The following is a 25,547-nucleotide window of genomic DNA, read 5'->3' on the forward strand; positions in this document are numbered from 1 at the left end:
GATCGAAAACTAGATGTTCATCGAAATGTAGAATCAGAAAATGAATGAGGGATATATAAGATAATACATATCCCTCATTCATTATAAAATTATAATTTTTACTTTTTAGCTAATGCATCGGCACGCATTTTAATAATCTTTTGCGCTTTTTCCGTATCCGAAGCAAATACATCATTCCAGCCGAGGCCTATCACATCTTTCTTCATCATTTCCCAAAGCTTGTCGAACTCTGCTTGATTCTTTGCAAATACCATTTTCCAGGATGTGTTCTTTACATAGTCAGAAATCTGACTGCGTTTGTTTTTAACATCTGATGAATCGCTTCCTAAACTTGTATTGATATTGGGGACGATATCGATCATCTTATGTTTCAGGTAGTAATCTGTTGCGTTTTCTGCATTATAGGTGTTCTGCCAATCAGTCGTTAGCGCTGTCTTGTTCGCTTCAATTGTTGGGCCCCAGTAATTGCTGTTATAGAACTCCCCTGTCTTTGGATCTTTGGCAAAATCGCTTATGATCATCGTGTTGAGCTTGCTTTGTCCGTCCTGGTATCCGCCGCCTCCGTACTCTTCCGGAACAGGTGTATTTTTCTGGAATGCGGTTTGACCCACTTCGGTCAGCTTAAACTTGCCGTCTGCCGTCTTTTCGTAGTTGAAGCCTTCAAATCCATTCACATAGTAGCGCAGGCCTTCAGGAGAAACAAGCCAATCCATGAATTCCATGATCCGATCGGGATCATTGGCTTTGGAACCGATAGCAAATACTCTACCATTGCCGTAATAAGCATCGCTTGCCTGAATGATGTGCGTGTCAGCGATCGGAACAGCAACATTCCCGTCACCCTTTTTACCTCTTTCAATTGAATTGTAGAACCCTGTTTCCCATGAGTACCACAAGAGAAGTACCTGCTTGTTGGTCAGCTTTTCGGATACTTTGTTCCAATCCTGGGTTGGTGAGTCAGGGTCAACCAAACCCATCTGATTTGCTTTAAAATAGAATTGCAGAATCTTCTTGTACATACTGTTGTCATCGATGAGCGGAACGATGTCGCCTTTTGCATTCAACTGCATGGTGGTGGTTCCTTCTGGCTGCTCATAACCGTACCAGTTGCTCAACCAGCGTGCATTTTCCATAGTGCCTCTGCTGTCCCAATCCTTCCACAAGGTGATCGGAGCGATCGGTTTACCGTCCGGAGTCTTGGGATATTTCTCATGCATTTGCTTCAGTACATTCAAAAGATCATCCAGATTGTTCAGCTTAGGAGCCCCAACTCCCTTGAAATAATCCCAAGGCATTATTGGGCTTGAGTAAGGGGTTTGTTCCGAGAATGTCGTTGGTGAAGTATCTGCCTCAAAAGTCGGCAAAGCATAAATCTTGCCATCCGGATTTACTTTTTGAAATGCTGCATTGAAAGGTTTGAAATGATTGTCCACATATCTGGACAGGTTCTGCGTATTCTTGATCTTACCCGTGAGATCCATAATCAGACCGGCTGGAATTAATTCTTCCAACTGACTGTTATTGACGATCAGGAGATCGCCCAAATTTCCTGCTGCCGATCTTGTCTTGTATAGCTGATCGCCGGCAACCTGCGGAGCAAGAATGTTCAATGTGATATTGAACTTATCCTTAATAAGCTTTCCATACCACCCTTTCTGCTCTCCTTGATAATTTGCTGCATTGTCAAAAACGGTAATGGTCAGCGGTTTACTGTGATCTAGTGCTGTACTAGCCTTGGATGTAGTTCCAGTACCGGAGTCTGGTGACTTACTTGGTTCCGTTGATGCAGCCTTATTGTTAGATTCGCCTCCACAGCCGGTCAATGCTACCGAAACCATGAAGAGGCTAGCAAACAATAACAACATCGATTTTTTTACTGCTTTACTATGTTTACTCATACTCAACCCCCATATTCTTTCAATTTATTAAACCGGTGCAAGTTATCCTTTCACTGCACCGATCATAATCCCCTTTACAAAAAACCTTTGGAAAATCGGATAAACCAACAAAATGGGCGCTACAACAATAATGGTCACCGTCATTCGAATTGAAGTAGTGGTTTGCTTTGTTGCCAGACTTGTTATCGCTGTTGAACCGGCATTCTGCAGGTTTACCATGCTGGATATGGAACTTGCCTGATTAATATAGTTATATAGAATAAACTGTAAGCTATAAAGCTTGCTCTCCGTGACTAACAACAACGTGTCCTGGAAAGAATTCCACTGATCCACTGCAGCGAATATGGCAACTGTAGCCAATATGGGCTTGCAGATGGGCAACATGATTTTGAAAAAAAGGGCCATGGTCCCGGCCCCGTCAATACTAGCCGCATGTTGCAATTCCTTCGGCGTTGATTCCACGAAAGTCTTTACAAGAATGATGAAAAACGGAGCTACGATTGTCGGCAGAATATAGGCCAAAAAATTGTTTGTCAAATGCAAAGACCTCATTGTTAAATACCACGGAATAACCCCGGCATTAAAAAACATGGTTAAAACCGTATAGCGATACCATAATTTTCTCCTCCACATATCCTCCTGGGTAAACATGAATCCCAGAAAGGCGGAAGCCCCTACCGTCAAAGTGGTTCCAATCACGGTCCTTCCTACAGATACAATGGCTGCATCCCATAAACCCGGTATTTTAAACGCATCCACGTAGTTATGAAATTGGATATTTATCGGGTAAAAGATAACATCACCTTTGGCACTGATATCGTTTGCGCTTATGGTATTAATAATGATGGAGTAAAATGGATATACACATATAAGCGCATACAGGGAAAACAACACATATATTAATACAGTACTCATTTTGTCTGTTGGGCTAACTTGGACTTTAATTTTTCTGGTGAGAAGGCTGCCGGGCACTTTATCATTCGGCGCCAGCCCTGCTGCTGTATCACTCATACAATACTCTCTCCCCTTAGTCTTTTTGATAGTCCGTTCACAGAAAAGAGAAGCACAACACTAATTAAGCTCTTTAGCATACTGATCGCGACAGACACGGAATAGCTGCCGCCCCCCATTGCAAGGTTGTAAACATATAAGTCTAAAACCTGTATGGAATCCTTGTTAAATGCATTTTGAAATACGAAATATTGCTCCAAGCCATTATTCAGAAAACTCGCAATTTGCAGCATCAACAAAACAAAATAGGTCGGCACCATACTCGGCAATACTACATGCCAGATCACCCGCATTCTTGTCGCGCCATCTACATAGGCCGCTTCATATAGAGAATCATCTATACCCATAATCGCCGCTATATACAATATGGCTGACCAGCCCAATGTTTTCCAAGTCGTCCATATCCACATCATAATCCAAACATGGTCGGAGTTTTGAAGAAGTAAAATCGGGGAATCGATAAATCCAAGTTGTTTCAAAAGGCCGTTGACTATACCTTCACTAGAGAACATTGAAAATGCCAGTGAATAGACCAATACCCAACTGATGAAGTTCGGCAAGGTTGTTACCGTCTGTATAAACCTCCGGAAACGTACGGATTTGATCTCAGTTAGGAATATAGCAAAAATCATTGGAAGCCAGGAGAATAGCAGATTCAAGCCACTCATCCCAAACGTGTTCTTAAGTATTTGAAGGGTTTGATCGATCTTTACTTGGTTTTCAACCAAGGTATGAAACCACTTCAGACCAACAAACGGCGATTGGGACAATGGAATCGGCGGTGTATAGTCAAAGAATGCATAAACCCAACCATATAGCGGGTAATATGCAAAGACACCAAGTAAAACCATAAAAGGCATAATAAAGAGGAATTTTATTATTGAGATTCTTTTCTTGCTGTATTTTTCTATTCGTACCATGTCAGGCCCCCTATTTTATATTCAACGTATTTATTGACAAATAACGATATCCAAAAAAAATATGGAGTGCCGAAATGGCAGTTTCACTCTACTCCAGCGCAAAAGGTCATCGATGAATTTGAGGACGCACCTTATGTTGATAGCGTTTTCATTCCGTTTCGTTAAAGCTATTATAAGATATCAATTTTTTCAAAACAATGACCTATTCTCATCGATTATTGATCTATTCTCATATAGCTCGGTGAATCACAATGATGGCAGGATAAAAATCATCGAAGCCCCAATTGCAGACGGAGAACAGGATGTCCCGCCTGCAGTTTTTAAGGGCCAAGGCCAAAATTTTTTTCATTAATAAGGATCGATCGTCCGAATCGTTCCATCTTCGTTATAGTGTAACTCCGTATATTTGACGCAACGCTTGTGGTTAACGCCTTCGGACAAAGAACTGTCGTGGTAAAATAAGTACCATTTGTCTTCGAACTGGACAATGGAGTGATGAGTTGTCCAGCCGATAACCGGAGTTAAGATCGTGCCCTTGAAGGTATACGGTCCCAACGGATTCCGGCTGACGGCGTATACTAATTTATGGGTGGTACCTGTGGAGTAGGACAAGTAGTACCAGCCGTTATATTTGTGTACCCATGGTCCTTCAAAATAGCGTCTATCCTCGTCTCCAGCGAGAATCGGGTCGCCGTTTTCGTCAACAATCGAAACTTCTAGCGGAGCGGTTTGAAATGACAGCATGTCCTCGCTCAGCAGAGCGACCCGAGGACCAATCGCAGGCGCCTCCGCCGCCGGTCCCACCGCTTCCGGCTCGAAAGTACTGGTCTGCCATTTTTCCAATTGACCGCCCCAAAGACCGCCGAAATAAATGTAAGCCCGATTGTCGTCATCAACAAGCACGGCTGGGTCGATACTGAAACTTTCCTCGATATATGACGGTTGAGGAAGAAAAGGACCGGCGGCGATGAGCTGGTCGCCACACCGATTCGAAAAATCCCATCATGATCCCGGGCAGGAAAATACAAGAAATAGGTGCCGGCCTTAAAAGCAGCATCAGGAGCCCAGAGTTGTTTGGAAGCCCAGGGAATATCTTTCAGATGAAGGACTTGACCATGATCGATAACGGGGGACTCGAAGCCATCCATGGATAGAACATGATAGTCTTCCATTGCATATTGATCCCCATTGTCATTATCAGCGCCGTCATGATCGAGATCGTGTGACGGGTAGATGTAAATTTTCCCCTCAAATACGTGCGCAGAAGGATCGGCAGTAAAGATATGGGTGACAAGCGGGTGATGAGGTTTCGGTAAATTGTGCATACTTGCGCTCCTCTATTTTATTTATTATGGTTGTTCATTTACTTTTCATTGCGGTTAATGTAAGCGGCATGGATACCCACAACTTCTTTTTCGTGACCTCCCCCCCATTTTTGCTTCTCCTTTATGGATTTGTTTTGTCTTGCTCCTTTATTATGAGACCTTGTATGCGATTACAAAATAAATAGATTAAAGATCTATCCCCCCTTTAATAAAGATGCGGGAACCAAATCGATCTGAATGCGTGCTTTGGTGCTTTGCGCGATATGTTGATGAATTCAACCGCAAGGAGGGCAGACGAATGAATGCATTCGACCTGCCCTTTCCTTTTCATATGCAATTAACCGCTGATAACACCTTTTTTCAAAATTAGATTTGCATACAACGCTCTTTCGCCTGTTGCTACGATCGCGTAGGCTTGCTTCGCACGCTCGTAAAAGGCAAAGCGTTCAACTTCTTCAAACGGTTCGCTGGTTTGCGTATGATTCTTCAGAATTGTCCTGTAGGTATCCCAGATTGGAGTCTCGACTGGATCTCCAGGCACGACCTGCATCAGGGCTACAGGCTTTTTCACATAAGGATCCAACGGGAATAATTGCATCGTTGCTTCCAGCAATTCAGGTATTCCGTGACCATCGCATCTGACCAGTCTTTGAGCATGGCTTGCTGCTGGAAAGTTAGCGTCGGCTAATAAGATTTCATCGCCATGGCCCATCTCCATCAAAATCTTTAAAATTTCAGGCGATAGAATGTGAGGTATGCCCTTTAACATTTTCAATACGCTCCTTTAACAGCCAAGATCTGATTATGTTCTAGACTTCTACGATCGCTTTTATTACCTTCGACTCCGGCATCAGCCAAGTTCCGAATGCATCAATCATCCCGTCAAACGCAGCACGATGCGTGATAAATTGGCTGATATCCAGGACGGAGTTCCTCAGAACGTTCATGACGTGATAGAAGTCCGAAACTGTTGCGTTTCGGCTGCCCATGAGCGTCAGCTCACGTTTATGAAACTCAGGATCCGAAAACGTAATGTCGCCTTTTACCAGACCTACAAAAATGAGCTTTCCGCCATGAGCAACCAATTCGAATGATTTTTCCATCGAAGCGGCGTTGCCTGTGGCGTCAAACACGGCAACAGGAAAATCGCCGTTTGTCATTTCGGAAAGACTTTGCTTCACATCGGATTCAAGCGCATTAATGGTCTGATCCACCTTAGCCCAAGATCTGCAAAAAGCAAGCCTTTCCTCGTTAATATCCATCGCAATGACTCTTGCTCCTGCGTATTTGGCAAAAGCCATGACACCTAGGCCAATCGGTCCTGAACCGATAACAAGCACCGTATCCGATTCCGAAACTTCCGCGCGTCGTACCGCGTGCGCGCCGATGGCTAAAGGTTCTACAATTGCCGCCTCATCTAATGTCAGGTCGTTAGCCTTTAAAATATGCGAAATGGGTACGGAAATTCGCTCCCGCATTCCGCCATCCTTGTGCACCCCAAGCACTTGCATATTCGTGCAGCAGTTTGTTTTGCCTCTACGGCAGGCTAAACATTTGCCGCAGTGCATATAGGGAATAATGGCTACCCTATCTCCGATGGCAAACCCTTCATCATTTTTGCCGATATGTTCGATTACGCCTGACAGTTCGTGCCCCAAGATTCGCGGGTAATGGAAGAACGGCTGGTTCCCCTTAAACGCATGATAATCCGTTCCGCATATGCCAATTCGTCGAATGCCTATGATCGCATGACCCTCAGTCAGCTCCGGTTCAGGTAAATCCACCGACATTCGAAATGATTCAATCTGTTCGCATACGATTCCTTTCATTGCAAACCTCTTTTCTCTTATACTAGAATATTTTCGTTATATTGCGGCAGTCCGCTGACCCACGTTTTGTTATGAATCGGTTTTAGAATATTTAAAACTTCATTCAACAAATCCAGATCCATTGGCTCATCCGTCCACTTTGCGTTTTTTTGGATATTTACAGGATTTGCTGTGCTTACTAGCGTCGTTGGAATGCGTTCATTGTTCGTCGAAAACTGTACAGCTAGCTTCGCAATGTCCTCTCCGCGCTCTGCGACTAACTGTGCAGCCTTAAGGCAGGTTGCCTTTAATTCCGGGCTAGCCAAATGCCATTCGGGAGCTCCACGAGTGCTTAGCAATCCCATCGATATAGGCGAAGCATTGACTAATCCAACACCGAATGTTTCTAAGAGCGGGAGTAGCCGCAATAGGGAAGTATCATTCAGAGAATAATGACAGTAGGAAATAATGGCATCGACTTGAACTTTCGGCAACAGTTGTTCGAACAAAGCCAGAGGCAAGCCGCAATTGCCCGTGAATCGTATTTTGCCCTGCTGCTTTAATCGCTCCAATGCAGGTATCGCTTCATGTAAAATGATATCCGGTTGTACGAATTCAATATCATGCAAGAACAAAATATCGACATAATCCGTATTCAGCCTGCGCAGACTTTCTTCCAAACTGGATTCGATTCTCGAGCTTGAAAAGTCGAACGTATCTACACCATATCTGCCGGTTTTTGTAGATAAATAGAAGTTCTCACGAGACACTTGACTGATCGCTTTACCTAATACCGTTTCGGCTTTCGTGGCGCCATAATAAGGCGAAACATCCATATAATTAATACCGGCATCAATAGCCGCATGTACGGTGCGAATGGCTTCCGCGTCATCCGTTTGGCGAAATACGGAACCAAGGGAGGAAGCGCCGAAGCTAAGCGTGGAGACTTCCAATCCTGTTTTTCCTAATGGGCGATACCTCATAAAATCACTCCGTCCTTGAAAATAGCAATTTCCTTAAACCCGTTTTTCTCGTTATGCGTAAGCATCTCTCCAGAAGCGATTGCGATCATCGATTCCCACAATTCATCTATGAGTCCCTCCATGCTTTGGCCTTCCAGGAGCCGGCATTAAAATCGATCCAATTTCTTTTGCTCTGAGCGAGCTCCGAGTTTGTCGAGATTTTAACGGTGGGTACAGGGCCTCCGAACGGCGTTCCTCTCCCCGTCGTGAAAAGTACGATATGCGCGCCTGCAGCTGTAAGAGCTGTTACAGAAATCAAATCGTTCCCTGGTGCTTCGAGCAAGTTCAACCCTGTCTTGACGACCCTTTCACCATAAGGAATCACATCCGTGACAAGCGAATGGCCTCCCTTTTGAGTGCAGCCTAATGACTTTTCCTCAAGCGTGCTAATGCCGCCGGATTTATTACCGGGCGATGGATTCTCATAGATGACTTGGTTGTGCCGAATGTAATATTGCTTAAAATCGTTGATTAGATCGACGATCCTACCGAATACATCTTCATCCGACGCCCGCTTCATCAGTATCGTCTCCGCTCCAAACATTTCGGGCACTTCCGTGAGTATGGCGGTTCCTCCTGCTGCGATGAGCCTGTCTGAAACCCCTCCGACAAGCGGATTCGCCGTGATCCCGGAAAAACCATCAGACCCCCCGCATTTCAAGCCAATCTTGATTTTCGCTAACGGGAGCGGCTTTCTGGTGAACGTTCGGGCAAAGTCGATCAGTTCTCCGATCAACGTTATGCCTTCCTCCAGTTCGTCCTCCGAGTCCTGCGACTTTAGAAATTTGACCCGATTCGGATCATAGTCTCCGATTGCTTCTTTGAACAAATCGATTTGGTTGTTTTCGCACCCCAGCCCGACGACTAGCACGCCAGCGGCATTCGGATGGTTGACAAGAGAGGCTAGCAGCTTTTGCGTGAATTTGAGGTCGTCACCGAGCTGCGAGCATCCGAACGGATGGGCGAAGTGATGGATGCCGTCTACCTGGTCCTCGAACAGTACGTTACCTTTTTGGGCCAGCAGCTCGCATGTCTTATTAATGCAGCCAACCGTATTAATAATCCAAATTTCATTGCGAATACCGACTTCTCCGTTTGGTCGCTCATACCCCATAAATGTACGATGTGCATCCGCCGGATTTACAGATGAATTTATCTCGCCTGTCGGCTCGTAGCTGTAGTTCATGATACCTTCCAAACCGGTTCTCAAATTATGCGTGTGTACCCAAGTACCTGGCTCAATATCGACAGATGCTTTGCCGATAGAATAGCCAAATTTGTGCACGTCATGACCGGCAGGGACAAAGTCTGTTGCGATTTTGTGACCTCGCGAGACATCCTCCATCAAAATCAACGGGGATCCGTCCTCCAACGTCAGTTTCTGTCCCTCCGAAAACGAATCAAGTGCTATAATGACTTGATCGTTTGGTGATAATCGTACCCAAGGTTTCATCCTCTATCCCCTCCTTCCGCTTTTACCCACCAATGACATATCGAATCTGCCAAGCCGATCCAATCTGAAAGGTCATTGCCCCAAATTGTTGATAGTGCCAATAACTCTTTTATGGTGCTTTGCAAATCTTCATGATTTTTTCTCGCTTTCGCCCAGATTTCTGCAATCCGCATTAATGACTCTGTGTCGTCTCGAACGACATACGTTCCTCCCTGAAAATCTCGACCAACAAACCGACCGTCCATCTGGTCTATACAATAATATCTCAGCAAGCGGGCCATCCCGGCGACGAGTCCTTCCGGAATCTGAAGTCCAAGATCAGCATAATGGCTAAGCGATGGAAGCAACCTAACTTTAAACTTTGATAAACTGTTCATGCTGATGTCCGAAAGCCTGTGACGGATGAACGGATTATTAAATCTTTCGAACACGGTATCCGCATAAGTATTCATCTCGCCTGCTGAGTATGGAAGGGTAGGTATGATTTCAAAACGAACCATCGACTTGACTGCCTGCCCTAAAACTTGATGCTCCATAAGCTCCCGAACATGCTCGACACCATGAAGAATGCCTAGTGGCGCCATCCACGTATGAGCAGCATTGAGGATGCGCACTTTACGTTGCTGATACGGGCGCAAATCATTTGTCCAGTGCACGTTCAATCCTGCCTTTTGTAGAGGTAACTGCTCATCTAACGTCTCTTCCCCCTGGATGGCCCACAGATGGTACGGTTCCGCTGTCGTCAGCAGCCGATCCGTATACGACCATTCTGAAAACCATGCTTGCGCCTCTTCTTCCCCCGGGTAACCGGTGACAATCCGATCAACCAGCGTGTTCAAGAAACGGTTGCTCGACGCCAGCCATGCCCGAAAATCGTCCGGGAACCCCCAATCTAAGCTGTATCGAGTAACAATGTCGCGAAGCGTATCCCCATTCCGTTCTAACAGCTCGCAAGGGAGGAAGATTAAACCTTTATCTGCCGCACCGACAAACGCAAGATATCGGCGATAAAGCAAATAAGTCATTTTTCCCGGGAACGAAGCAATAGGCTTGTCTGTCAGTTGTTCCTCCTTATAGGTGATTCCTGCTTCCGTCGTATTGGAAATGACGAATCTTAAATCATCGCTTTCCGCCAAGGTGATAAACCGATTCCATTCCTCGTAAGGATCGATAATCTGAGAAAATATGGATATTACACTTCGGCGTTCTACCGGAAGATCATCTTCCAGCCCCCGGATGACAAGCGTATAGATCCCATCCTGCTCAGCCAATTCTTCTATTTTAGGTTTGCCTGTAGGTCTGGGCTGGGTAACAGCGACGCTTCCATGAAACAACCCTTGCTCTCTGCTTACATGAAGCATCCAGTCTGCGAACCCTCTCAAGAAATTACCTTCTCCAATTTGCAGAACGGTGACAGGACTAGCGGAGACTGCTTCAAACTGGCGTTTCTGTTCCCCCGTCAATAGGTTCGAGTTTAATCGTTCCTTCATCATAGCTCGTACAACTCCTTTGCATTTTCTCCAAATAATTGTTGATGATCGGTTTCCGTCACCATGCCGGAAATTTCGCAATATAGAACGGTGTCGAGCAATTCATTAAGCTCGTTTAACTGATTCGCATAAATTTGAAACGCTTCCAATAACATGGGGTCGAGCAGCCTGCTTGCTTCGGACATATCTTGAATAGGGGCAGCCTGAACGGTGATGGTGCCGTCTATGCTATGTTTCTTCAAATGAATTTCGAGATCTTCAGGCAGATAGTCTCTGTACAACACCAGCAGTTCAGGTGAATCTATCCATAATCTGTGCGAGACATCGACCAATAAGGTTGGTGAGCATCAATACGCATGTGGAAGTCCTCTCCACTCGACATGACTTTATTTTACGATATTAAAAAGAAATTAAAATGTCAGTGAATTGCATTTTTATATCCGATTTTGATATATTTCTAGCAAACACATCTTATTTGGAGGTCATCTGCGTGCAACCGATTCGCAAGCCTTTTTTTCTGGATCCGATCTTTCCGTTCGAAATGGTTTATAAAGGTCTTCGATATTCGGAAAGTGAGCTGCCAGACCATTTGCACGATTTGTACGAAGTGGTGTACGTTCACAAGGGGAAAGGAATGTTTTTTATCGATGACGCCCTCTACGAAAAAGAACAGGGAGATTTATTCCTCATCCCCGGCAACACTGTCCACCGCGCATTTCCGTCCACCACAGAACCTATTGTCTCTACGGCAATATTTTTCGCACCAACGTTATTGCAAGCAGACTCGCTTGGTGACGGATACGAATCACTTAGGTGCTTTGAGATAGCCCGAAAAAAGAAACAGTATAAAATCAATCTTTCCAAATCGGTCCGTTTGGCGATAGAAACTGCAATTAATGCGATGAAACGAGAAATAATTGCAAAAGATTTCGGCTACCGTCATGCACTGCGACTTCATTTGCATCAATTGTTGCTTGTGTTAAGCCGGCATCCATTTACGAAAGAAACGTCATCTCCGCTGAATGGGATCGGCCCTCAGTGGCTCCGAGATGCTTTACGAGACATTGACTGTGACCCTGTTCGTTGCGGCGGACTCTCAGAATTGTCCGAAAAAGCGTGTGTCAGCGCCGGCCACTTCGCCCGCGTCTTTAAGCAACTGACAGGAATGAATGTGACAGACTATGTGAATGCTAAACGACTTGTTCGAGCCAAAGATTTGCTTCTATCGACGGATGACAATGTCGAAACTGTAGCGCTAGCCTGTGGCTTCCAAGGAATGCGCCATTTTTATCAAACTTTTAAAAAGCTGACGGGAGTAACCCCAAGGGCTTACCGTCTTCAAATGAAACAAAAAATGTTTCCTTTAGCATTAAAACCTTCTTATGAAAATGAGCTCTAGAAGATGTGTGCCTCTGGGCAATAAAAAAGGAGCTGTTTACACAGCTCAGCAATCGACACAAATACGTTATACGTTTATCATTCATTGTAATTACTTGATCTCAAAATAAACGAAGTATGAATCATCATCATCGCTTCGCCTTATAAAACTCATGATAAAGCTTCATGAGTGCCCGCACTTTAGTAATTAAAACATGTTCTTATTCCAGCCTATCAATTTAGCGATCGCTTCTACGTAATAATAATCTCCATAAATCAACGATACGTTAATATTGGATCCTAGCGGTTTGTGCCCCGTTCCTTGAATCAATATGGCTTGGTGGTCAGGCTGATCCCAAGTGGAATAATTGTGTGCCAGGGATTGCAGGATCTCTTTAGCCTTATTTATATAAAGCTTGGATTGAGCGGCAGGCACATGTTTAGAGATATCGATTAGCCCGGAAGCCGCAAGTGCTGCAGCGGATGTGTCACGGGGGGCCTCCTCCCGGTCATCTACTCGAAAATCCCATAAGGGGATATTATCTTCTTCCAGATTGGCCATAAAGAAGTGGGCCACCCTCTTCGCCGCTTCCAAAAAGCGAATTTGGCCCGTAATGCGATACATGGCGGAAAATCCGTACAACGCCCAGCCTGTTCCCCGACTCCAAGCCGATCCTGCCGCGTAGCCTTGACCGCCAATTTCACGGATAAATTCGCCCGTTTCTGGATCAAAGCAGCAAATATGACAGGAAGAACCGTCTTCGCGGATAAAATGTTTCAACGCCGTTTCGGCATGAGCCATGGCGATATGTTTAAATCGTGGATCCTTAAGCTCTTCGGATGCCCAGAAAAGCAGCGGAAGGTTCATCATGCAGTCAATAATCGCCCATCCGGTATTTCCTTCATGCCATGCGCCGGGAATCGTATTCCAAGCCCGTATGAAGTTGCCTGCGAGATTAAACCGTCCTGCTAAAAAATTAGCCGCCTCGAGACCGATCCGTCTGGCATCGGCATCGCCAGTCAGCTTATATTTAATGACGGCGGTCGGCAAAAACTGAAACCCTACGTCATGGTACAAATTCGACGGCTTCACGAAATGCTCTTCGATGGTTCGGTCCCAATGCCATGCTGCTTGCTTGTAATGCTCTTTACCGGTCATATCATACATAATCCACAACATACCAGGCCAGAAGCCCGATGTCCATGCATCGGTCGGATTATTGTCGTAAATCCCGTCGCCTCTGGCTACATGCGGGCTTTTATCTCCAATTTGCACGATCATGTGATCTACTTTCGTTTGCAAATCACTCCAAAGCTTGTCAATGTCGAAACTCAAATTTCCTTCTGAAACTTGCTGCATATATGCTCCCCCTGCACGTTATTAATCTAATTGAACCATCGCTTTGATAACCCCAGACTCCGGCTTCAGCCAAGACTCGTACGTGTCGATCATGTGATCCAAGTCCACACGGTGTGTAATAAAGGAATCCGTATCTATACTGCCGCTCCGAATACTTTCCATAACATATTCGAAATCTTCACGTGTTGCATTACGGCTGCTGAGAATACTTAATTCGCGCTTATGAAAGTCTGGATCGTCGAATGAAATTCTGGATTTGACAAGCCCCACATAGATTAAGCGGCCAGTGTGGGCGACATATTGCGCTGCTTGCTCCATCGATGATACATTGCCGGTAGCATCCAAAACTACCGTCGGATAATCGCCCTGCGTAATTTCCTTCATCTTCGCCACTGGGTCGTTCTTCGCGCCTACGACATAATCTGCCGGGACCCATTGCTTGCAATAGTCAAGCCTGTCCTCATTGATATCGAGAGCAATCACTTTCGCTCCCGCTAATTTAGCGAATTTCATAACACCGAGCCCGATAGGTCCTGCGCCGATGACGAGCACGAATTCGCCTGGCACTATGCTTGCTCTGCGCACGGCATGAGCTCCGATACAAAGGCATTCGACAATGGCTGCCTGTTCTGGCGTTAGGCCGTCGGCTTTAAGCAGCAAGTTCGTGGGAACGGCCATATATTCGCGCATCCCTCCGTCCTCGTGGACACCCAGAACGTTCAAGCTGGTACAGCAATTTGTTTTTCCTTGCCGGCAAGCTACACAGGTTCCGCAATACCGATAAGGCATAATCGTGACCAGATCCCCGCATGTTAAATCCGTTTCGTTGTCTTGAATATCAACGATCTCCCCTGACAGTTCATGACCCAGAATTCTTGGGTAAGTAAAATAGGGTTGATTTCCTTTATAAGCATGGAGATCCGTACCGCAAATCCCGATTCGCTTGATTTTAACTAGCGCCTCACCTTCCCGCAGAACCGGTCTTTCCGTTTCCATCATCACTAACCGGTTCGGTTCCTCACAAAGAATCGTTTTCATTCCAAATCACTCCTTATCAACCTTTTAATGCTCCAACCATGACGCCTTTAACAAAATATTTCTGCAGGAAAGGATAAATACACAGAACAGGCAAGGTTGCTACCATGATCGTCGCGTATTTAATCGTTTCTCCGATTTGCATTTTATCACCTGCCGATGCCCCGGCAGACATCGAATCCGTTGAATTGGAGATGAGAATTTCCCGAAGAACGACTTGAAGCGGAAATAAATCTCTATCTTTCAAGAAGATCGAAGCGTAAAACCATCCATTCCACTTTTCAACCGAGTAATAAAGAATCATCACGGCGATTACAGGCATGGACAAAGGTAGAATCAGACGGAACAAGATAGTGAAATGATTGGCTCCATCAATTTTCGCCGACTCTTCCAATGTTTCTGGGATAGCCATAAACGCAGTTCGCATGATAATGAGGTTAAACGTATTCATCGCAAACGGAATGATCGTAGCCCAAAGGGAGTTAACCAAACCTACACCTTTGACAATCAGATACAGCGGTATTAAACCACCGTGAAAAAACATCGTGAACACAATAAAAATAAGAAACGTCTTATTCCACATGACATTTTTGCGAGAGAGCACGTAGGCTCCCAATGCCGTCATCAGCACGTTAATGCTGACTCCGACTACCAGGATAAAAAGGGTATTTTTGTAGCCGGTCAAAATGCCTGGGTTGGTAAACACGCTTTTGTACGACTCCAGATTAAATCCAAGTGGTCTCCAGAGGAAGCCCTTATGTGTTAAAAAGTCATTGCTGTCACTTACAGAAGCAAATGCCACATAAAGGAGCGGATACAGAGTAACGGCCATTAATAGAATCAGGCCGATATATACGAGTATATCAAAGGATTTTTCACTCAAGCTACGTTGCTGCATCATAAATATGTCACCTACCAAAGGCTGCTTTGGCTGAATTTTTTACTAAGTTTGTTCGCCGTCAGCAGCAGAATAAGATTAATGATCGAGTTGAACAGACCGACAGCAGAGCTATAGCTCCAACCGAATTCCAGTAATCCTTTTCGGTATACGAAGGAGGAAATAACGTCGGCCGTATCGTAGGTTGCAGGATTATATAACAAAATGATTTTCTCAAAGCCTACGTTGAGCAAGTTCCCCATACGAAGAATGAACATGATCATAATCGTCGGCATGATGCCAGGAATCGTAATGTTCCAGATCTGCCTCCACCGTCCGGCGCCGTCCATTCGAGCCGCTTCGTACTGCTCCTGATCGATTCCCATGAGTGCGGCAATGTATATAATTGATTCCCAGCCCATTTTTTGCCATATCTCAGATAATACATAGAGCGGTCGAAACCATTCCGGCTTTTGGAGCAGCGCTTGTCCATCGCCACCAAACATCATCGTAAACCAGGAATTCAAAATTCCTCCGCTGTTCGTAAAATCCTTCACCATACCACAAATGACAACGAGGGAAATAAAATAAGGCATGTATGTCACGGATTGAGCTATGCTGCGAAATGATTTATGACGAACTTCGTTAATCAGAATAGCTAAAATAATCGGAGCTGGAAATTCAAAAAGTAAAGAATAACAGCTGATGACTACGGTATTTTTCAGGATTCTCCAAAAATAATAGGAATCAAAGAAAGACGCAAAATGATCAAATCCTACCCAAGGACTCCCCACGATCCCTTTCATTGGGGAATATTCTTTAAAAGCAATGATTGCGCCGTACATGGGCCCATAGTGAAAAATGAGATAAAACGCGATGACCGGAATCATCATGAAATAAAGGTATTTGTTTTGAGCAAAATCTTTGGCCGCTCTCATCGTAAAGGTTGGCTTTGCCTGTTGGTACGCTTTCGTTCTCGCTTGCAGCACTTTGTCCATTTATTCATCCCCATTCCGCTGATAATACTTGTTGGAGGCCGGCGGATTATACGTCTCCGGACTCTCCAACATAATCTGTCTATTAGCGTTTGTTATAGCGATCCAATGCCGCTTGTTGGATTTGAAGTGCCCGGTCCAGCTTCAAGCCCTTCATTTTTTCCACATACTTGTCGAAGTTGTCCACAGAATCGCTTCCGAGAATAATTTTGAGCGTCATCTCATCGACTAAGGTGTTAATATCCGTCATAATTTTGGCCAGTTCGGTGCTTTCTTCCGGGGTTGCCGTAATCGGCGGAAGCGTATACTTGTCTGCATCCGTTTTCTGCCATACAGCAACCGCGTCTTTCTGCTGAGGAATCGTAAGATACTGCTCGATGTATCGCTTATCTTGAACGAATGGCCCGAAGTAGTTCGCTTTGGTATACAACGAGAACGCTTGCGACGGCGCTAGCTTATCCGGATTTTTAAACAAGATATCGCTATATTTCGGATACCCATTGTCCATGTTGTAGCTTACGCCCGGAGTACCGAAGTTGAATAGCATATGCCCCTGCTCAGAGTATCCGTAGTCAAGCATTCTTACGGCAAGCTCGGCATTTTTGGAGCCTGCTGAGATGGCAACCATTCCTTGGAAAGAATAAGGGTAATCTTTTTGGCCAAATTTAGGCGTATCGCCTTTTTTCAAAACCGGGTACTGAACGCCGACAAGGTTTGCTTTCGGGTTCTTTGCTGTCAGAAGAGGCATCCACTTGCCAATCCCACCGCCTGCGTTGCCGACCGTGGCTCCCGTCGCACCCGAAGCTAAATTAGCATCAATATTTTTACCGTCCGTCGATGCAATGTTCTTATCTAACAAACCTTCCTGGTACCACTGGCGGAACGTGGCCATGAACTGCTTGTACTCTGGCTGAGCAGGACCGAACTTCACTTGGTTGTTATCTAAATAGAAGAGACGGTGAATGCCGAAGGCACCGATAAAAGCACCGTTATAGATTTGCTCGAACGCCCGAGGGACGCTTTGGAAGGAAAGCGGAGCAGTTGCACCCTTTTTCTCCTTAAATGCTTTCAAGACATCATGCCATTCATCGATCGTTGTCGGAGTTTGAAGCCCAAGTTCATCCAACCAATCCTGGCGGATGACCGGCCCTTGGTACACGCGAAGGAAATCATCCCCGCGGAGGAACGGGAACCCATAATAGCTGCCCGAATCGGTTTTCACCATTTTATCTACTTCAGGATGTTCCTTTAAATACTTCTTCAAATTAGGTGCATACTTATCAATCAGATCGTTCAATTTGAGAATATAACCATCATTAATCGCTTTCTCAGGTCCGCCGGGAAACTGCATCCAGTTATACTCGATCAAATCTGGCAAATCTCCTGAAGCTAGCATAACATTGAGCCCTTCTTTGGCTTGGTTCACGACCGGTGAGCTGAAATTCAGCTTAACGCCGGTTTGCTTTTGCCATTCTTGAACAAAAGGAACTTCAGCAAAGTTCGGCTTGACGCCTACCAACGTGCTCGGTATTTCCGCCCAATAACTTAGCTTTTTGTCGGTTTGAATCGGATATGTTGAACTCGTCGTTGCGCCATCCTTCTGGGCGGATTGTCCGGAAGACGAATCCTTGGAACTTCCGCTAGAGCAAGCCGTTAACATGCTGCTTAACACAGCGCTTACTAATAAAACGGAAGCTATACGTTTTGTTTTCTTCAAAATTGTTTCCCCCTAGTTGTAAGCAATTTGTGTAGCGCTAAGAACGCTACGTTAATTATTGTAGGATAGTCCGCTGCGGTTTAATATCTTCCATTTCTGCATTTGAATAACCAGAATCGCGAAAACCGATCAACCATTTCGACAAAATGATAAACAAAACTTCCAAATGCGAATAAATAAAAGAAAAAGCCGCCTGATAGGCAGCTTATGATTCACACATTTCCTTGAATTTACCTGGGGTAATCCCCTCATATTTTTTGAAAGTTCGTATAAAAGTATTCACGTGGCTGTACCCAACGGCTTCAGCAACATCAACAATTTGGCTATCCAGTTGCTTTAGAGCTAGTTTCGCCCTGTCGATCCTTATCTTATTGATATAATCCAGCAAACCTTCCCCGGTCTGTTCTTTAAACAATTTGGATAAATAAGCTGCCTTCATATCAAAATGATCACCGATCATCGTAATATTTAAATCGTTATCCCCATAATGGGATTGAATAAACTCGCATATGTTCTCGATTAATGAACGAAGAGTTCCCTGCCGTGTGTGCTGTATGTTCTTTTGTCTCACCTGATACGCATGATCACAAACTTGCTTTAGAATGATGATAATTTGTTGATGCATCATTTGAATCGTACTGCACTGAGTAAGCTCCTCCATCCAATTCGGATTTGCCTCCATCAGACTATTCTGGATGCCACCAATTTCCTTGACAGCTTTCATCATCGTGCTGACCAGATCAAACATGAGACATTTGGCTAAAGGAAGAGCAATCACTTGGTTATATACATTATTGTTTATAATTTCATCCAACGTTTGCTTAGCCTTATCGAAATCGCCCACTTTTACATTATTGATCAGCTGCTGCTCCACTTGAAGCGGATATTCATAGCCAGCTCCCGGTTCTTTAGGCGAATTCAAAGCCATATCCTCGTAAGAAATAATGCCCTTGCTCCCTACTACGAGTTTATATTCCAGAGTATCCAGCGCTTCCGTATAAGCTTGCGAAATGCCACCTATCGAATGGTGTACACGGCTAATGGAGACAGTCAACGGAATTTTGTAATTCTTCTGTAAAAAGCTTTGAGCTTCGGAGGCGACACGCATTAGCTCCTGCCCCTGCTCCTCCGTTGTTCGTTCCCTTAGATTGATCAAACAGGCCATCATATCTTCCACTTCTGTTACATAGCCGTAATCTTGTTGGTTCGATATCTCTTTAACGACATTAGCAATAATGAAATACAACAGCTTTCGTTTTTCCGCCATATCCTTGCCTTGTATGAATTCGAAGAACGACGAGCTTTCCTGTTCCTCCAAGCTGAAAAGCAGCACGGCGAATTGATCCGTGTCGAACTGCAAATTAAAGGCAGCTAGTGAATCGTCTACCGTAATATAAGGATTGAATCTGCCTTTTAACAGCCTTGATAGAAAGTGAGAACGAAGGATATCATATTCATGCTGCTTACGGTTCGCCATTTTATCCATCTCGTCAAAAGTCCGATCAATCGCCTGTTGGATGAACTGCAGCTCATTATTCATTTTGCCGACAGGCATTCCTCTTTTACCGGCGAAAGAACGCGTTAGCCTGCGGATGGGACTATAATTTTTGATTAACAGGAATAGAGTCAGCAGCAACCCGGCAAAGAAACTGATCGCAATGCTTGTGTATGTCAATACGCGTACTTGCTCTGCTTTTACCCAGTAGATGCGGCTCGGTACGACCGTAATGTATTTCAATTCCGATTGATCCGATTGCTGATAGAAGACTTCATACTTTTCCCCGCCGTTCATAAAGTAAAACAGACCTGAAGATCCAGTAATTTTATCGAATGGAAAGTCAGCAGGCATTGGAATCGATGCATTGGAAACAAGCACCTGATTTTCTTTGTTCAGGATGAGTACATTTCCTTGACTAAAAAGCTGAATATTTTTGACGGAGTCGAGAATCCTAGACTGGTCAATCATAATGACATTAGTCGCGATGGACTTCTTGGCCACATTGGGATAACTGCTTACCAAAGCTACCGTTTTCTCCGTCCGTCCCCCTTCTACTTTGCGGTTTAACGCAATGAAACGTTGGCTTTTGTACTCATTGAGCATAGAAAGCCACTGATCGTAAGTGAGTACGCCTTCTTCCTCATGCATTAGTTGAAAGGCCACTTTATCCTCTCTTTTCACGCTAGGCATAAGAACCTCATGATCGGAGGCGAGATAAATATAGAATTCATCCACAAAGGGGTACGAGGACTGATATAATTTTAAATCTTGTGTAATTTGATAGACGTCATAAGGATTCTCCATCGGAAAATGCTGCCTCTTACCGGAGTACAGCAGTTCCTGAATTTTCAGGTTCCAAGACAATTCGAAATTCAATCGCTGCATGTTCTTCAGACTGATGGTCCATCGATTCCTCCACCTGCTTTAGAAGCGCATTATTCGCTTGATGAATTTCATTCTCTAACGTTTGCTTGGATTGATTATAAACGAAAATACTCATTACAATCGGGAGCAGCAGCACTGCTGCATACGATAAAAACCAGCTCAAAACAATGCTATGCCGATTAAACCCTAGTCTCCGAAACAACAAACAAATTCCCTCCCACACCTAGTTGGCACACAAATTCTCATCGTTAGCGAGAGCTTTTAAATCATATAGTTCGTATAAGCATACAAATTATACTTCTAAACTAACCGCTAGCATAGATAATAATTTAGGTTGTGGTGCGTTATCAGAATAAAGCTTTTACATGCTTGACAAACTGGATTAAAAATGCAAAGATTCAATAGTATTTTATGAAAAATCGATAAATTTTTCCGGAGTGAAGCATATGGACATCTCATCTATGCATTTCGGGAAGCACTGCGTTCCAGAATGGAAATGGCATGTTCCCGTCGGTTGTCATCCAGGGTTTACCTTGTGGAGTATTTGGGGTGGAGAAGGTCAAATAATGCTAGGCAAGAACTGCTACAAACTAAGCATCGGTGATGTTTTTTTTATCAATTATAAGAAGGAGATCAACGCCTATCAAAATGAACATTCCAGTCTCGATGTTCGTTATATAGATTTTACATTGCGTAATCCGAATATCCTGTGTGACTTGCCTGAGCATCGCCATTTTGATCAATATCATTTTGTATTAGAGCTTTTTAATCGTTTTCGTTTAGCCGAAGAAAGAAATAACTTGCCGCAAATGGAAATATGGCTGCAAGCCCTTATTGCGGAATATCAAAGTAAAACTCCAACATCCGCCGGAGCATATACAGCACAAATTGATGAACTATGCCGTATGTTTCAACAACATCCACAGCAGCAATACGATTTGAGTGAACTTGCCCAGAACTTTTCTCTTACGACAGATCATTTTATACGCATTTTTAAACAGGAGCGTGGGATTACGCCTTACGCCTATCTGCAGCGCTGCAGACTGGAAACTGCCAAGACGCTGCTGCGCATGTCTACTCTCAGTATCACGGACATTGCGAACAGTTGCGGCTTTTCTGATATATATAATTTTTCTCGTTTTTTTCAGTCAAAAACAGGCTTGTCCCCAAGAAAATTCCGTATTTGAATTCTCATATCTTCGGGACTGCTTCATCAATTTCTTTACTCCGAATTTATTGCAAAACCGTCAATCATCCAAATTTTATCGGTGTGCCATTTTCAGCACTCAAGTAAACCGAGTCTAACATTTGGGTTATCTTAAGTCCTTGTTGAGGCGTGCACGGTACCTCCTCATCATTGACAATGGCATCCAGAAACGCTTGCCGAACGTTCGGCATCTTAGAAATCCTGAAATCATCTAAAGGAATGTCGTGGACCTCTCCGTCGATTTCCAAGAACACTTTATTGCATGTGGCCTTACCATCTCCAACTACTGTATGCAGGACCGCACCGCCCTTGGAGCCGTATATCCGTGTTGCAACCACCTCGTTCTCACGGTTGCTGGCCCATGATGCTTCCAATTCAAGCATAACCCCGTTCGTCATACGATACATTGCTACACCCATGTCTTCAAGCTCGAAATTCTGAATGCCTCTGCGTGCAGCCTCGTCCTTCGAGACCTTGCAAAACGTGTTTCCTAATACCCATTCCGGATCTGGATACCCGCAAAACCACATGGCGCGGTCGAGCACATGAACACCAAGATCAATCATAGCTCCACCGCCGCATAGTTCTTTTCCTGATGAAAGCGGATACCACCACGGCACCCCTCGTCTTCGTTGCCACTGTGTCCGTACATAATAGATATCGCCGATCTTGCCTTCGTCGATAACGGATTTTAACGTTTGGCATTCATGCTGAAAACGCTGATTGAAGTTGATCATTAACTTCTTGTTGTGTTTTTGAGCAGCTTCAAGCATTTTCTTCCCCTCTTCCGCATTTCTTGCCATAGGCTTTTCACAAAGTACATGTACTCCCGCTTCCATGGCCTGAATGGCAAGCCTCATATGTAAAAAATTAGGAACTGCGAGGCTGATTGCATCCAGATTTTCTTCTTTCAACATTTTATCGAAATCCGTATATTTTTTTGAAATGTTATATTTATCACCTATATCTTGCAGTCTTGATTCATCAACATCGCACAACACAATTTCTTTTACGTTGTCGCTATTAGCATAGTCTTTAACATGACTTGCCCCTACAGTTAAGCCGACAACACCAACTTTGAGTTTTCTGTTCCTCAAGCTTATCCCTCCGTTATTGTATTGCAGAAGCATATATAACGATAATTCTTAAATCTTCCGGACCGTTATTAATAAGACCGTGGCTACCGCTTGCACGGCAGACGCTTATGTCGCCGGCCGACATCTCATATTGTTTGCCGTCAAGCTCTATGATTCCGTGACCAGAAATGCAGTAATACCACTCTTCCAAGGGAACATCACTGTTATGCTGGTGATAACCAAAGGTAGAACCTGGCGGGATTATATCATCATGAATGAATTTGATGTACTGCTTATCGCTTGATGACACTGCTTTAATAATATCCTTTAGCTGAAAAGGACCTTTGCCGCCATGGCAATTTTGACGAGTCTCATAGCTTTGTGACTTGTTGTCGATAAAATCCGTTTTTTTCATAAAGTAACTCCTTCTCAAACATTTATTTTAAACATCTTAGATAGATTAATCATATGCTTGACAAACTGGATTGTAAATGTAAAAAGGCGACCGTCATTTGTGAAAAATCGATACAAACAAACTCTTAAGCGCTCATGAAACCAGAGAGCACCGAAATCATCAAAAGTACCCAACACATATTGCCTCAAACAGCAAAAAGCCGCCAATCGTAACATCACCGCTAATCGTCTGGTTATGAAACGTAACTCTTTCGAGGACTATGACATCAGGGTCGTTATACCACAAAGTGTCGTTTTGCCAGTTCCGAGGAAAGAGCTCCTTCGCATTCCCGCCGACATGTTTCCAGTCCCTTGCAATCCTGGCAAAGCACCGTATTGCAGAAAATCCAGCTTGAAATACCGCCATCCCCATTCATCATGCATAACCCTGACAGCTGACCTCAAATAGTTTTGAGCTTCTGGATGCGTTCCGTCCAGCATATACCACTGCTTGTCCGGTCGCTTCTTTTTCTGGCCGATGCCATTGAACGGTTTGCCTTCCTGATCTTGAACCAGCCAGTCCGGATGCTCAAGCATTAGCTTCGATCCCGGCTCTACAATAAAGGGAGATAGATAGCCTGCAGCTTCAATCCCGGTTGCCCGGATACCTTCACTAATCGTTTTGACGTCTTCTCCAAGCGTGACACTCGGAATTAAGAAGTCGCCGCCGGCTGCTGCATAGCCCCCCATCAATTTGAATTCACTTCAGTTCAGGTATTCGCTGGACCATGCTGCGCGCATTCTCGTAAAGTCCCTCAGCAGTTATTGGACGAAGGCAATAATAGGAACACCATCCCGTAGGAATCCCAGGATAAAGCATGCGCGGGTGGTTACGAGGCACATTCAGCCAATTCTTGAATGAGCAGATCACGGTTCGCTCCGGAAGCAAACATGAATTGCTCCAATTCCCATGACTGGCCAGGCCCCAGTTCTAAATCTTCTGTATCCATAATCACTTCTATATAGGAATTTCAGAATCGAAACTCGCCGGAAAATCGATTGCATGAAGTAAAAGCCATCAGTAAATGCTCTTAATGAGAGGGAGACAAGGCCATCAGATTGTAAACTGTCCATAAGCCCATAAGAAAAAGGAGCCGTTTACACAGCTCCTTTTCAAAACATCATCACCTCTTCGCCTTATAGAACTCACTTCAGGTCCATATTGGTGAATCAAAAATCGTACGGGCAATGTTACGATACGAGGAACATAACGCCTTTGGCCGGCAAGCTCACCGTTGCGGATACGTTGCGTCCAGTCAACAAATCCATCGCTTCCTCCAGGTTCGTTTCGACGTTTGCCACTTATCGTTATGGTTAAGCAGAAACGTGTACGCTTTGCCATCTATCGCTCGCTGCGTCACTTCGACTCCGGACGGAGCTTTGGCAAGCGGTGCGATTCCTTTCTCCGTGCACAAATTGTCGAGCAAGCCGGACAGGACGACCGATGCTATATATTGGGAAAAACGACGTGTTCTTATTAAGCGGTAAGGTTATAAGGAACAATCACTTCAGTTCTCAGAGGGAGCGATTGTAGACCTTCGAGATTATTTCGAGGTTCGAGTATCAAGTTATAAGTCGGCCAGCAATGAGAATATCTTTTCTCTTATTAAAGGTTGGCGCCCAATATCTAAGAACATAGTACAGAAGATAATTATGAGGTATGCTGCTATAAGATCGCTATCTAGTTATTCAAATTATCAAACTCTCTGAATAACATTAAAAATCAATCTATAGCCATTATGTTTCAGTTAATAGTAAAAAGCCTATGTTATGCAGCATCACCAAACGAGCCTGCTCATTCGGGCTTATCTTTACACGCAAAAAGATATCGTTATCGCCATAGTTCCTTTCCACTTGAATCGTTAGCCGTTCATGCACCGCCGGGGCAGGTGCTGCTTCGGTTAATCTAACCCCAGCAGATTAGAAAGGGGTTTGAACACCGGCATAATCCAGGCGGTTGGTCCCGGCAGGTTCGGTTTGAACAAAAGAATAATGGATAATATGCAGGCGGCCAAAGTAATACCTCCGGCCACCGCCTTCTCCTTCACGCCGATACCCGGCGCACCCGATGACAAGCCGAAATAGACAATCAGAGCTACGCATACGATACCGGCTACTGCAAGGCTTTTCAGAAACATCC

The 25,547-nt window shown here is 44.5% G+C and carries 22 protein-coding genes and 2 pseudogenes; 2 read left to right on the plus strand and 22 right to left on the minus strand.

Features of this window, described 5'->3' with window-relative positions:
• Positions 1–98: 98 nt before the first annotated feature.
• The 10 genes and pseudogenes from ACBP55_RS27155 to ACBP55_RS27200 form a co-directional block, all read right to left on the minus strand.
• Positions 99–1,898 carry a type 2 periplasmic-binding domain-containing protein gene (locus tag ACBP55_RS27155; protein WP_464646025.1) on the minus strand — a complete coding sequence of 600 codons (1,800 nt, stop codon included), beginning with the start codon at positions 1,896–1,898 and terminating at the stop codon, positions 99–101.
• Positions 1,899–1,940: 42 nt separating this feature from the next.
• On the minus strand, positions 1,941–2,909 hold the full coding sequence (locus ACBP55_RS27160) for a carbohydrate ABC transporter permease (RefSeq protein ID WP_464646027.1): 969 nt from the start codon (positions 2,907–2,909) through the stop codon (positions 1,941–1,943).
• A complete protein-coding gene (locus tag ACBP55_RS27165) occupies positions 2,906–3,829 on the minus strand; it encodes an ABC transporter permease subunit (RefSeq protein ID WP_464646029.1) in 924 nt (307 codons plus the stop codon). Before ACBP55_RS27165 ends, ACBP55_RS27160 begins: the two co-directional genes overlap by 4 nt.
• Positions 3,830–4,177: 348 nt before the next feature.
• Positions 4,178–5,154, minus strand: a pseudogene (locus ACBP55_RS27170) (glycoside hydrolase family 43 protein).
• Positions 5,155–5,491: 337 nt separating this feature from the next.
• The gene (fucU, locus tag ACBP55_RS27175; protein ID WP_464646031.1) at positions 5,492–5,923 is read right to left on the minus strand and encodes an L-fucose mutarotase; all 432 of its coding nucleotides are present in this window, start codon (positions 5,921–5,923) and stop codon (positions 5,492–5,494) included.
• Between the two features lie 40 nt (positions 5,924–5,963).
• Positions 5,964–6,983, minus strand: coding sequence for a zinc-binding alcohol dehydrogenase family protein (locus ACBP55_RS27180; RefSeq protein WP_464646033.1), 1,020 nt, complete (start codon positions 6,981–6,983; stop codon positions 5,964–5,966).
• Between the two features lie 17 nt (positions 6,984–7,000).
• Positions 7,001–7,945, minus strand: coding sequence for an aldo/keto reductase (locus tag ACBP55_RS27185; protein ID WP_464646035.1), 945 nt, complete (start codon positions 7,943–7,945; stop codon positions 7,001–7,003).
• A pseudogene (locus ACBP55_RS27190) lies at positions 7,942–9,437 on the minus strand (UxaA family hydrolase). The gene ACBP55_RS27185 and the pseudogene ACBP55_RS27190 overlap by 4 nt, the downstream one beginning before the upstream one ends.
• Positions 9,434–10,930, minus strand: coding sequence for a tagaturonate reductase (locus tag ACBP55_RS27195; RefSeq protein WP_464646037.1), 1,497 nt, complete (start codon positions 10,928–10,930; stop codon positions 9,434–9,436). The pseudogene ACBP55_RS27190 and the gene ACBP55_RS27195 overlap by 4 nt, the downstream one beginning before the upstream one ends.
• The gene (locus ACBP55_RS27200; RefSeq protein WP_464646039.1) at positions 10,927–11,259 is read right to left on the minus strand and encodes a hypothetical protein; all 333 of its coding nucleotides are present in this window, start codon (positions 11,257–11,259) and stop codon (positions 10,927–10,929) included. The genes ACBP55_RS27195 and ACBP55_RS27200 overlap by 4 nt, the downstream gene beginning before the upstream one ends.
• Before the next feature lie 158 nt (positions 11,260–11,417).
• On the opposite strand from ACBP55_RS27200, the gene ACBP55_RS27205 reads away from it, so the two are divergent.
• Positions 11,418–12,326 carry an AraC family transcriptional regulator gene (locus tag ACBP55_RS27205; protein ID WP_464646041.1) on the plus strand — a complete coding sequence of 303 codons (909 nt, stop codon included), beginning with the start codon at positions 11,418–11,420 and terminating at the stop codon, positions 12,324–12,326.
• A 186-nt stretch (positions 12,327–12,512) separates the two neighbouring features.
• On the opposite strand, the gene ACBP55_RS27210 is transcribed toward ACBP55_RS27205, so the two are convergent.
• From ACBP55_RS27210 to ACBP55_RS27240, 7 genes are all read right to left on the minus strand, one after another.
• On the minus strand, positions 12,513–13,664 hold the full coding sequence (locus ACBP55_RS27210) for a glycoside hydrolase family 88 protein (protein WP_464646043.1): 1,152 nt from the start codon (positions 13,662–13,664) through the stop codon (positions 12,513–12,515).
• Positions 13,665–13,685: 21 nt separating this feature from the next.
• A complete protein-coding gene (locus ACBP55_RS27215) occupies positions 13,686–14,702 on the minus strand; it encodes a zinc-binding alcohol dehydrogenase family protein (protein ID WP_464646045.1) in 1,017 nt (338 codons plus the stop codon).
• A 16-nt stretch (positions 14,703–14,718) separates the two neighbouring features.
• Entirely contained in the window at positions 14,719–15,600 is an 882-nt protein-coding gene (locus ACBP55_RS27220) for a carbohydrate ABC transporter permease (RefSeq protein ID WP_464646047.1), read from the minus strand.
• Positions 15,601–15,611: 11 nt separating this feature from the next.
• Positions 15,612–16,514: an ABC transporter permease gene (locus ACBP55_RS27225; RefSeq protein ID WP_464653419.1), complete on the minus strand. Its 903-nt coding sequence runs from the start codon at positions 16,512–16,514 to the stop codon at positions 15,612–15,614.
• A gap of 142 nt (positions 16,515–16,656) precedes the next feature.
• Entirely contained in the window at positions 16,657–18,288 is a 1,632-nt protein-coding gene (locus tag ACBP55_RS27230; protein WP_464646049.1) for an extracellular solute-binding protein, read from the minus strand.
• A gap of 205 nt (positions 18,289–18,493) precedes the next feature.
• Complete coding sequence (locus ACBP55_RS27235) at positions 18,494–20,590, minus strand: helix-turn-helix domain-containing protein (protein WP_464646051.1); 2,097 nt, start codon at positions 20,588–20,590, stop codon at positions 18,494–18,496.
• A gap of 16 nt (positions 20,591–20,606) precedes the next feature.
• On the minus strand, positions 20,607–20,876 hold the full coding sequence (locus tag ACBP55_RS27240) for a hypothetical protein (RefSeq protein WP_464646053.1): 270 nt from the start codon (positions 20,874–20,876) through the stop codon (positions 20,607–20,609).
• A gap of 241 nt (positions 20,877–21,117) precedes the next feature.
• Here ACBP55_RS27240 and ACBP55_RS27245 point away from each other — a divergent pair, with 241 nt between their 5' ends.
• Positions 21,118–21,858 carry an AraC family transcriptional regulator gene (locus ACBP55_RS27245; protein WP_464646055.1) on the plus strand — a complete coding sequence of 247 codons (741 nt, stop codon included), beginning with the start codon at positions 21,118–21,120 and terminating at the stop codon, positions 21,856–21,858.
• Between the two features lie 64 nt (positions 21,859–21,922).
• Here the strand turns inward: ACBP55_RS27245 and ACBP55_RS27250 are convergent, their stop codons facing one another.
• From ACBP55_RS27250 to ACBP55_RS27270, 5 genes are all read right to left on the minus strand, one after another.
• Positions 21,923–22,975, minus strand: a complete 1,053-nt coding sequence (locus ACBP55_RS27250) for a Gfo/Idh/MocA family protein (protein ID WP_464646057.1) — start codon at positions 22,973–22,975, stop codon at positions 21,923–21,925.
• 13 nt (positions 22,976–22,988) lie between these two features.
• Positions 22,989–23,369 carry a cupin domain-containing protein gene (locus ACBP55_RS27255; protein ID WP_464646059.1) on the minus strand — a complete coding sequence of 127 codons (381 nt, stop codon included), beginning with the start codon at positions 23,367–23,369 and terminating at the stop codon, positions 22,989–22,991.
• Between the two features lie 257 nt (positions 23,370–23,626).
• Positions 23,627–24,097, minus strand: coding sequence for an alpha-galactosidase (locus tag ACBP55_RS27260; RefSeq protein ID WP_464653420.1), 471 nt, complete (start codon positions 24,095–24,097; stop codon positions 23,627–23,629).
• Positions 24,098–24,663: 566 nt separating this feature from the next.
• Positions 24,664–24,768 (minus strand): hypothetical protein, encoded by a 105-nt coding sequence (locus ACBP55_RS27265; RefSeq protein ID WP_464653421.1) that lies wholly within the window; start codon positions 24,766–24,768, stop codon positions 24,664–24,666.
• Between the two features lie 540 nt (positions 24,769–25,308).
• On the minus strand, positions 25,309–25,545 hold the full coding sequence (locus ACBP55_RS27270; RefSeq protein ID WP_464646061.1) for a hypothetical protein: 237 nt from the start codon (positions 25,543–25,545) through the stop codon (positions 25,309–25,311).
• Positions 25,546–25,547 lie beyond the last annotated feature (2 nt).

The sequence above is a fragment of the Paenibacillus sp. WG02 genome, from assembly GCF_055396115.1.

Excerpts from the sequence above, each read along its gene's own strand:
- ACBP55_RS27155 (WP_464646025.1), bottom strand. The coding sequence starts at position 1,898 with ATGAGTAAACATAGTAAAGCAGTAAAAAAATCGATGTTGTTATTGTTT.
- ACBP55_RS27160 (WP_464646027.1), bottom strand. The coding sequence starts at position 2,909 with ATGAGTGATACAGCAGCAGGGCTGGCGCCGAATGATAAAGTGCCCGGC.
- ACBP55_RS27165 (WP_464646029.1), bottom strand. The coding sequence starts at position 3,829 with ATGGTACGAATAGAAAAATACAGCAAGAAAAGAATCTCAATAATAAAA.
- fucU (WP_464646031.1), bottom strand. The coding sequence starts at position 5,923 with ATGTTAAAGGGCATACCTCACATTCTATCGCCTGAAATTTTAAAGATT.
- ACBP55_RS27180 (WP_464646033.1), bottom strand. The coding sequence starts at position 6,983 with ATGAAAGGAATCGTATGCGAACAGATTGAATCATTTCGAATGTCGGTG.
- ACBP55_RS27185 (WP_464646035.1), bottom strand. The coding sequence starts at position 7,945 with ATGAGGTATCGCCCATTAGGAAAAACAGGATTGGAAGTCTCCACGCTT.
- ACBP55_RS27195 (WP_464646037.1), bottom strand. The coding sequence starts at position 10,930 with ATGATGAAGGAACGATTAAACTCGAACCTATTGACGGGGGAACAGAAA.
- ACBP55_RS27210 (WP_464646043.1), bottom strand. The coding sequence starts at position 13,664 with ATGCAGCAAGTTTCAGAAGGAAATTTGAGTTTCGACATTGACAAGCTT.
- ACBP55_RS27215 (WP_464646045.1), bottom strand. The coding sequence starts at position 14,702 with ATGAAAACGATTCTTTGTGAGGAACCGAACCGGTTAGTGATGATGGAA.
- ACBP55_RS27220 (WP_464646047.1), bottom strand. The coding sequence starts at position 15,600 with ATGATGCAGCAACGTAGCTTGAGTGAAAAATCCTTTGATATACTCGTA.
- ACBP55_RS27225 (WP_464653419.1), bottom strand. The coding sequence starts at position 16,514 with ATGAGAGCGGCCAAAGATTTTGCTCAAAACAAATACCTTTATTTCATG.
- ACBP55_RS27235 (WP_464646051.1), bottom strand. The coding sequence starts at position 20,590 with ATGGAGAATCCTTATGACGTCTATCAAATTACACAAGATTTAAAATTA.
- ACBP55_RS27245 (WP_464646055.1), top strand. The coding sequence starts at position 21,118 with ATGGACATCTCATCTATGCATTTCGGGAAGCACTGCGTTCCAGAATGG.
- ACBP55_RS27255 (WP_464646059.1), bottom strand. The coding sequence starts at position 23,369 with ATGAAAAAAACGGATTTTATCGACAACAAGTCACAAAGCTATGAGACT.
- ACBP55_RS27260 (WP_464653420.1), bottom strand. The coding sequence starts at position 24,097 with ATGGGGGGCTATGCAGCAGCCGGCGGCGACTTCTTAATTCCGAGTGTC.
- ACBP55_RS27270 (WP_464646061.1), bottom strand. The coding sequence starts at position 25,545 with ATGTTTCTGAAAAGCCTTGCAGTAGCCGGTATCGTATGCGTAGCTCTG.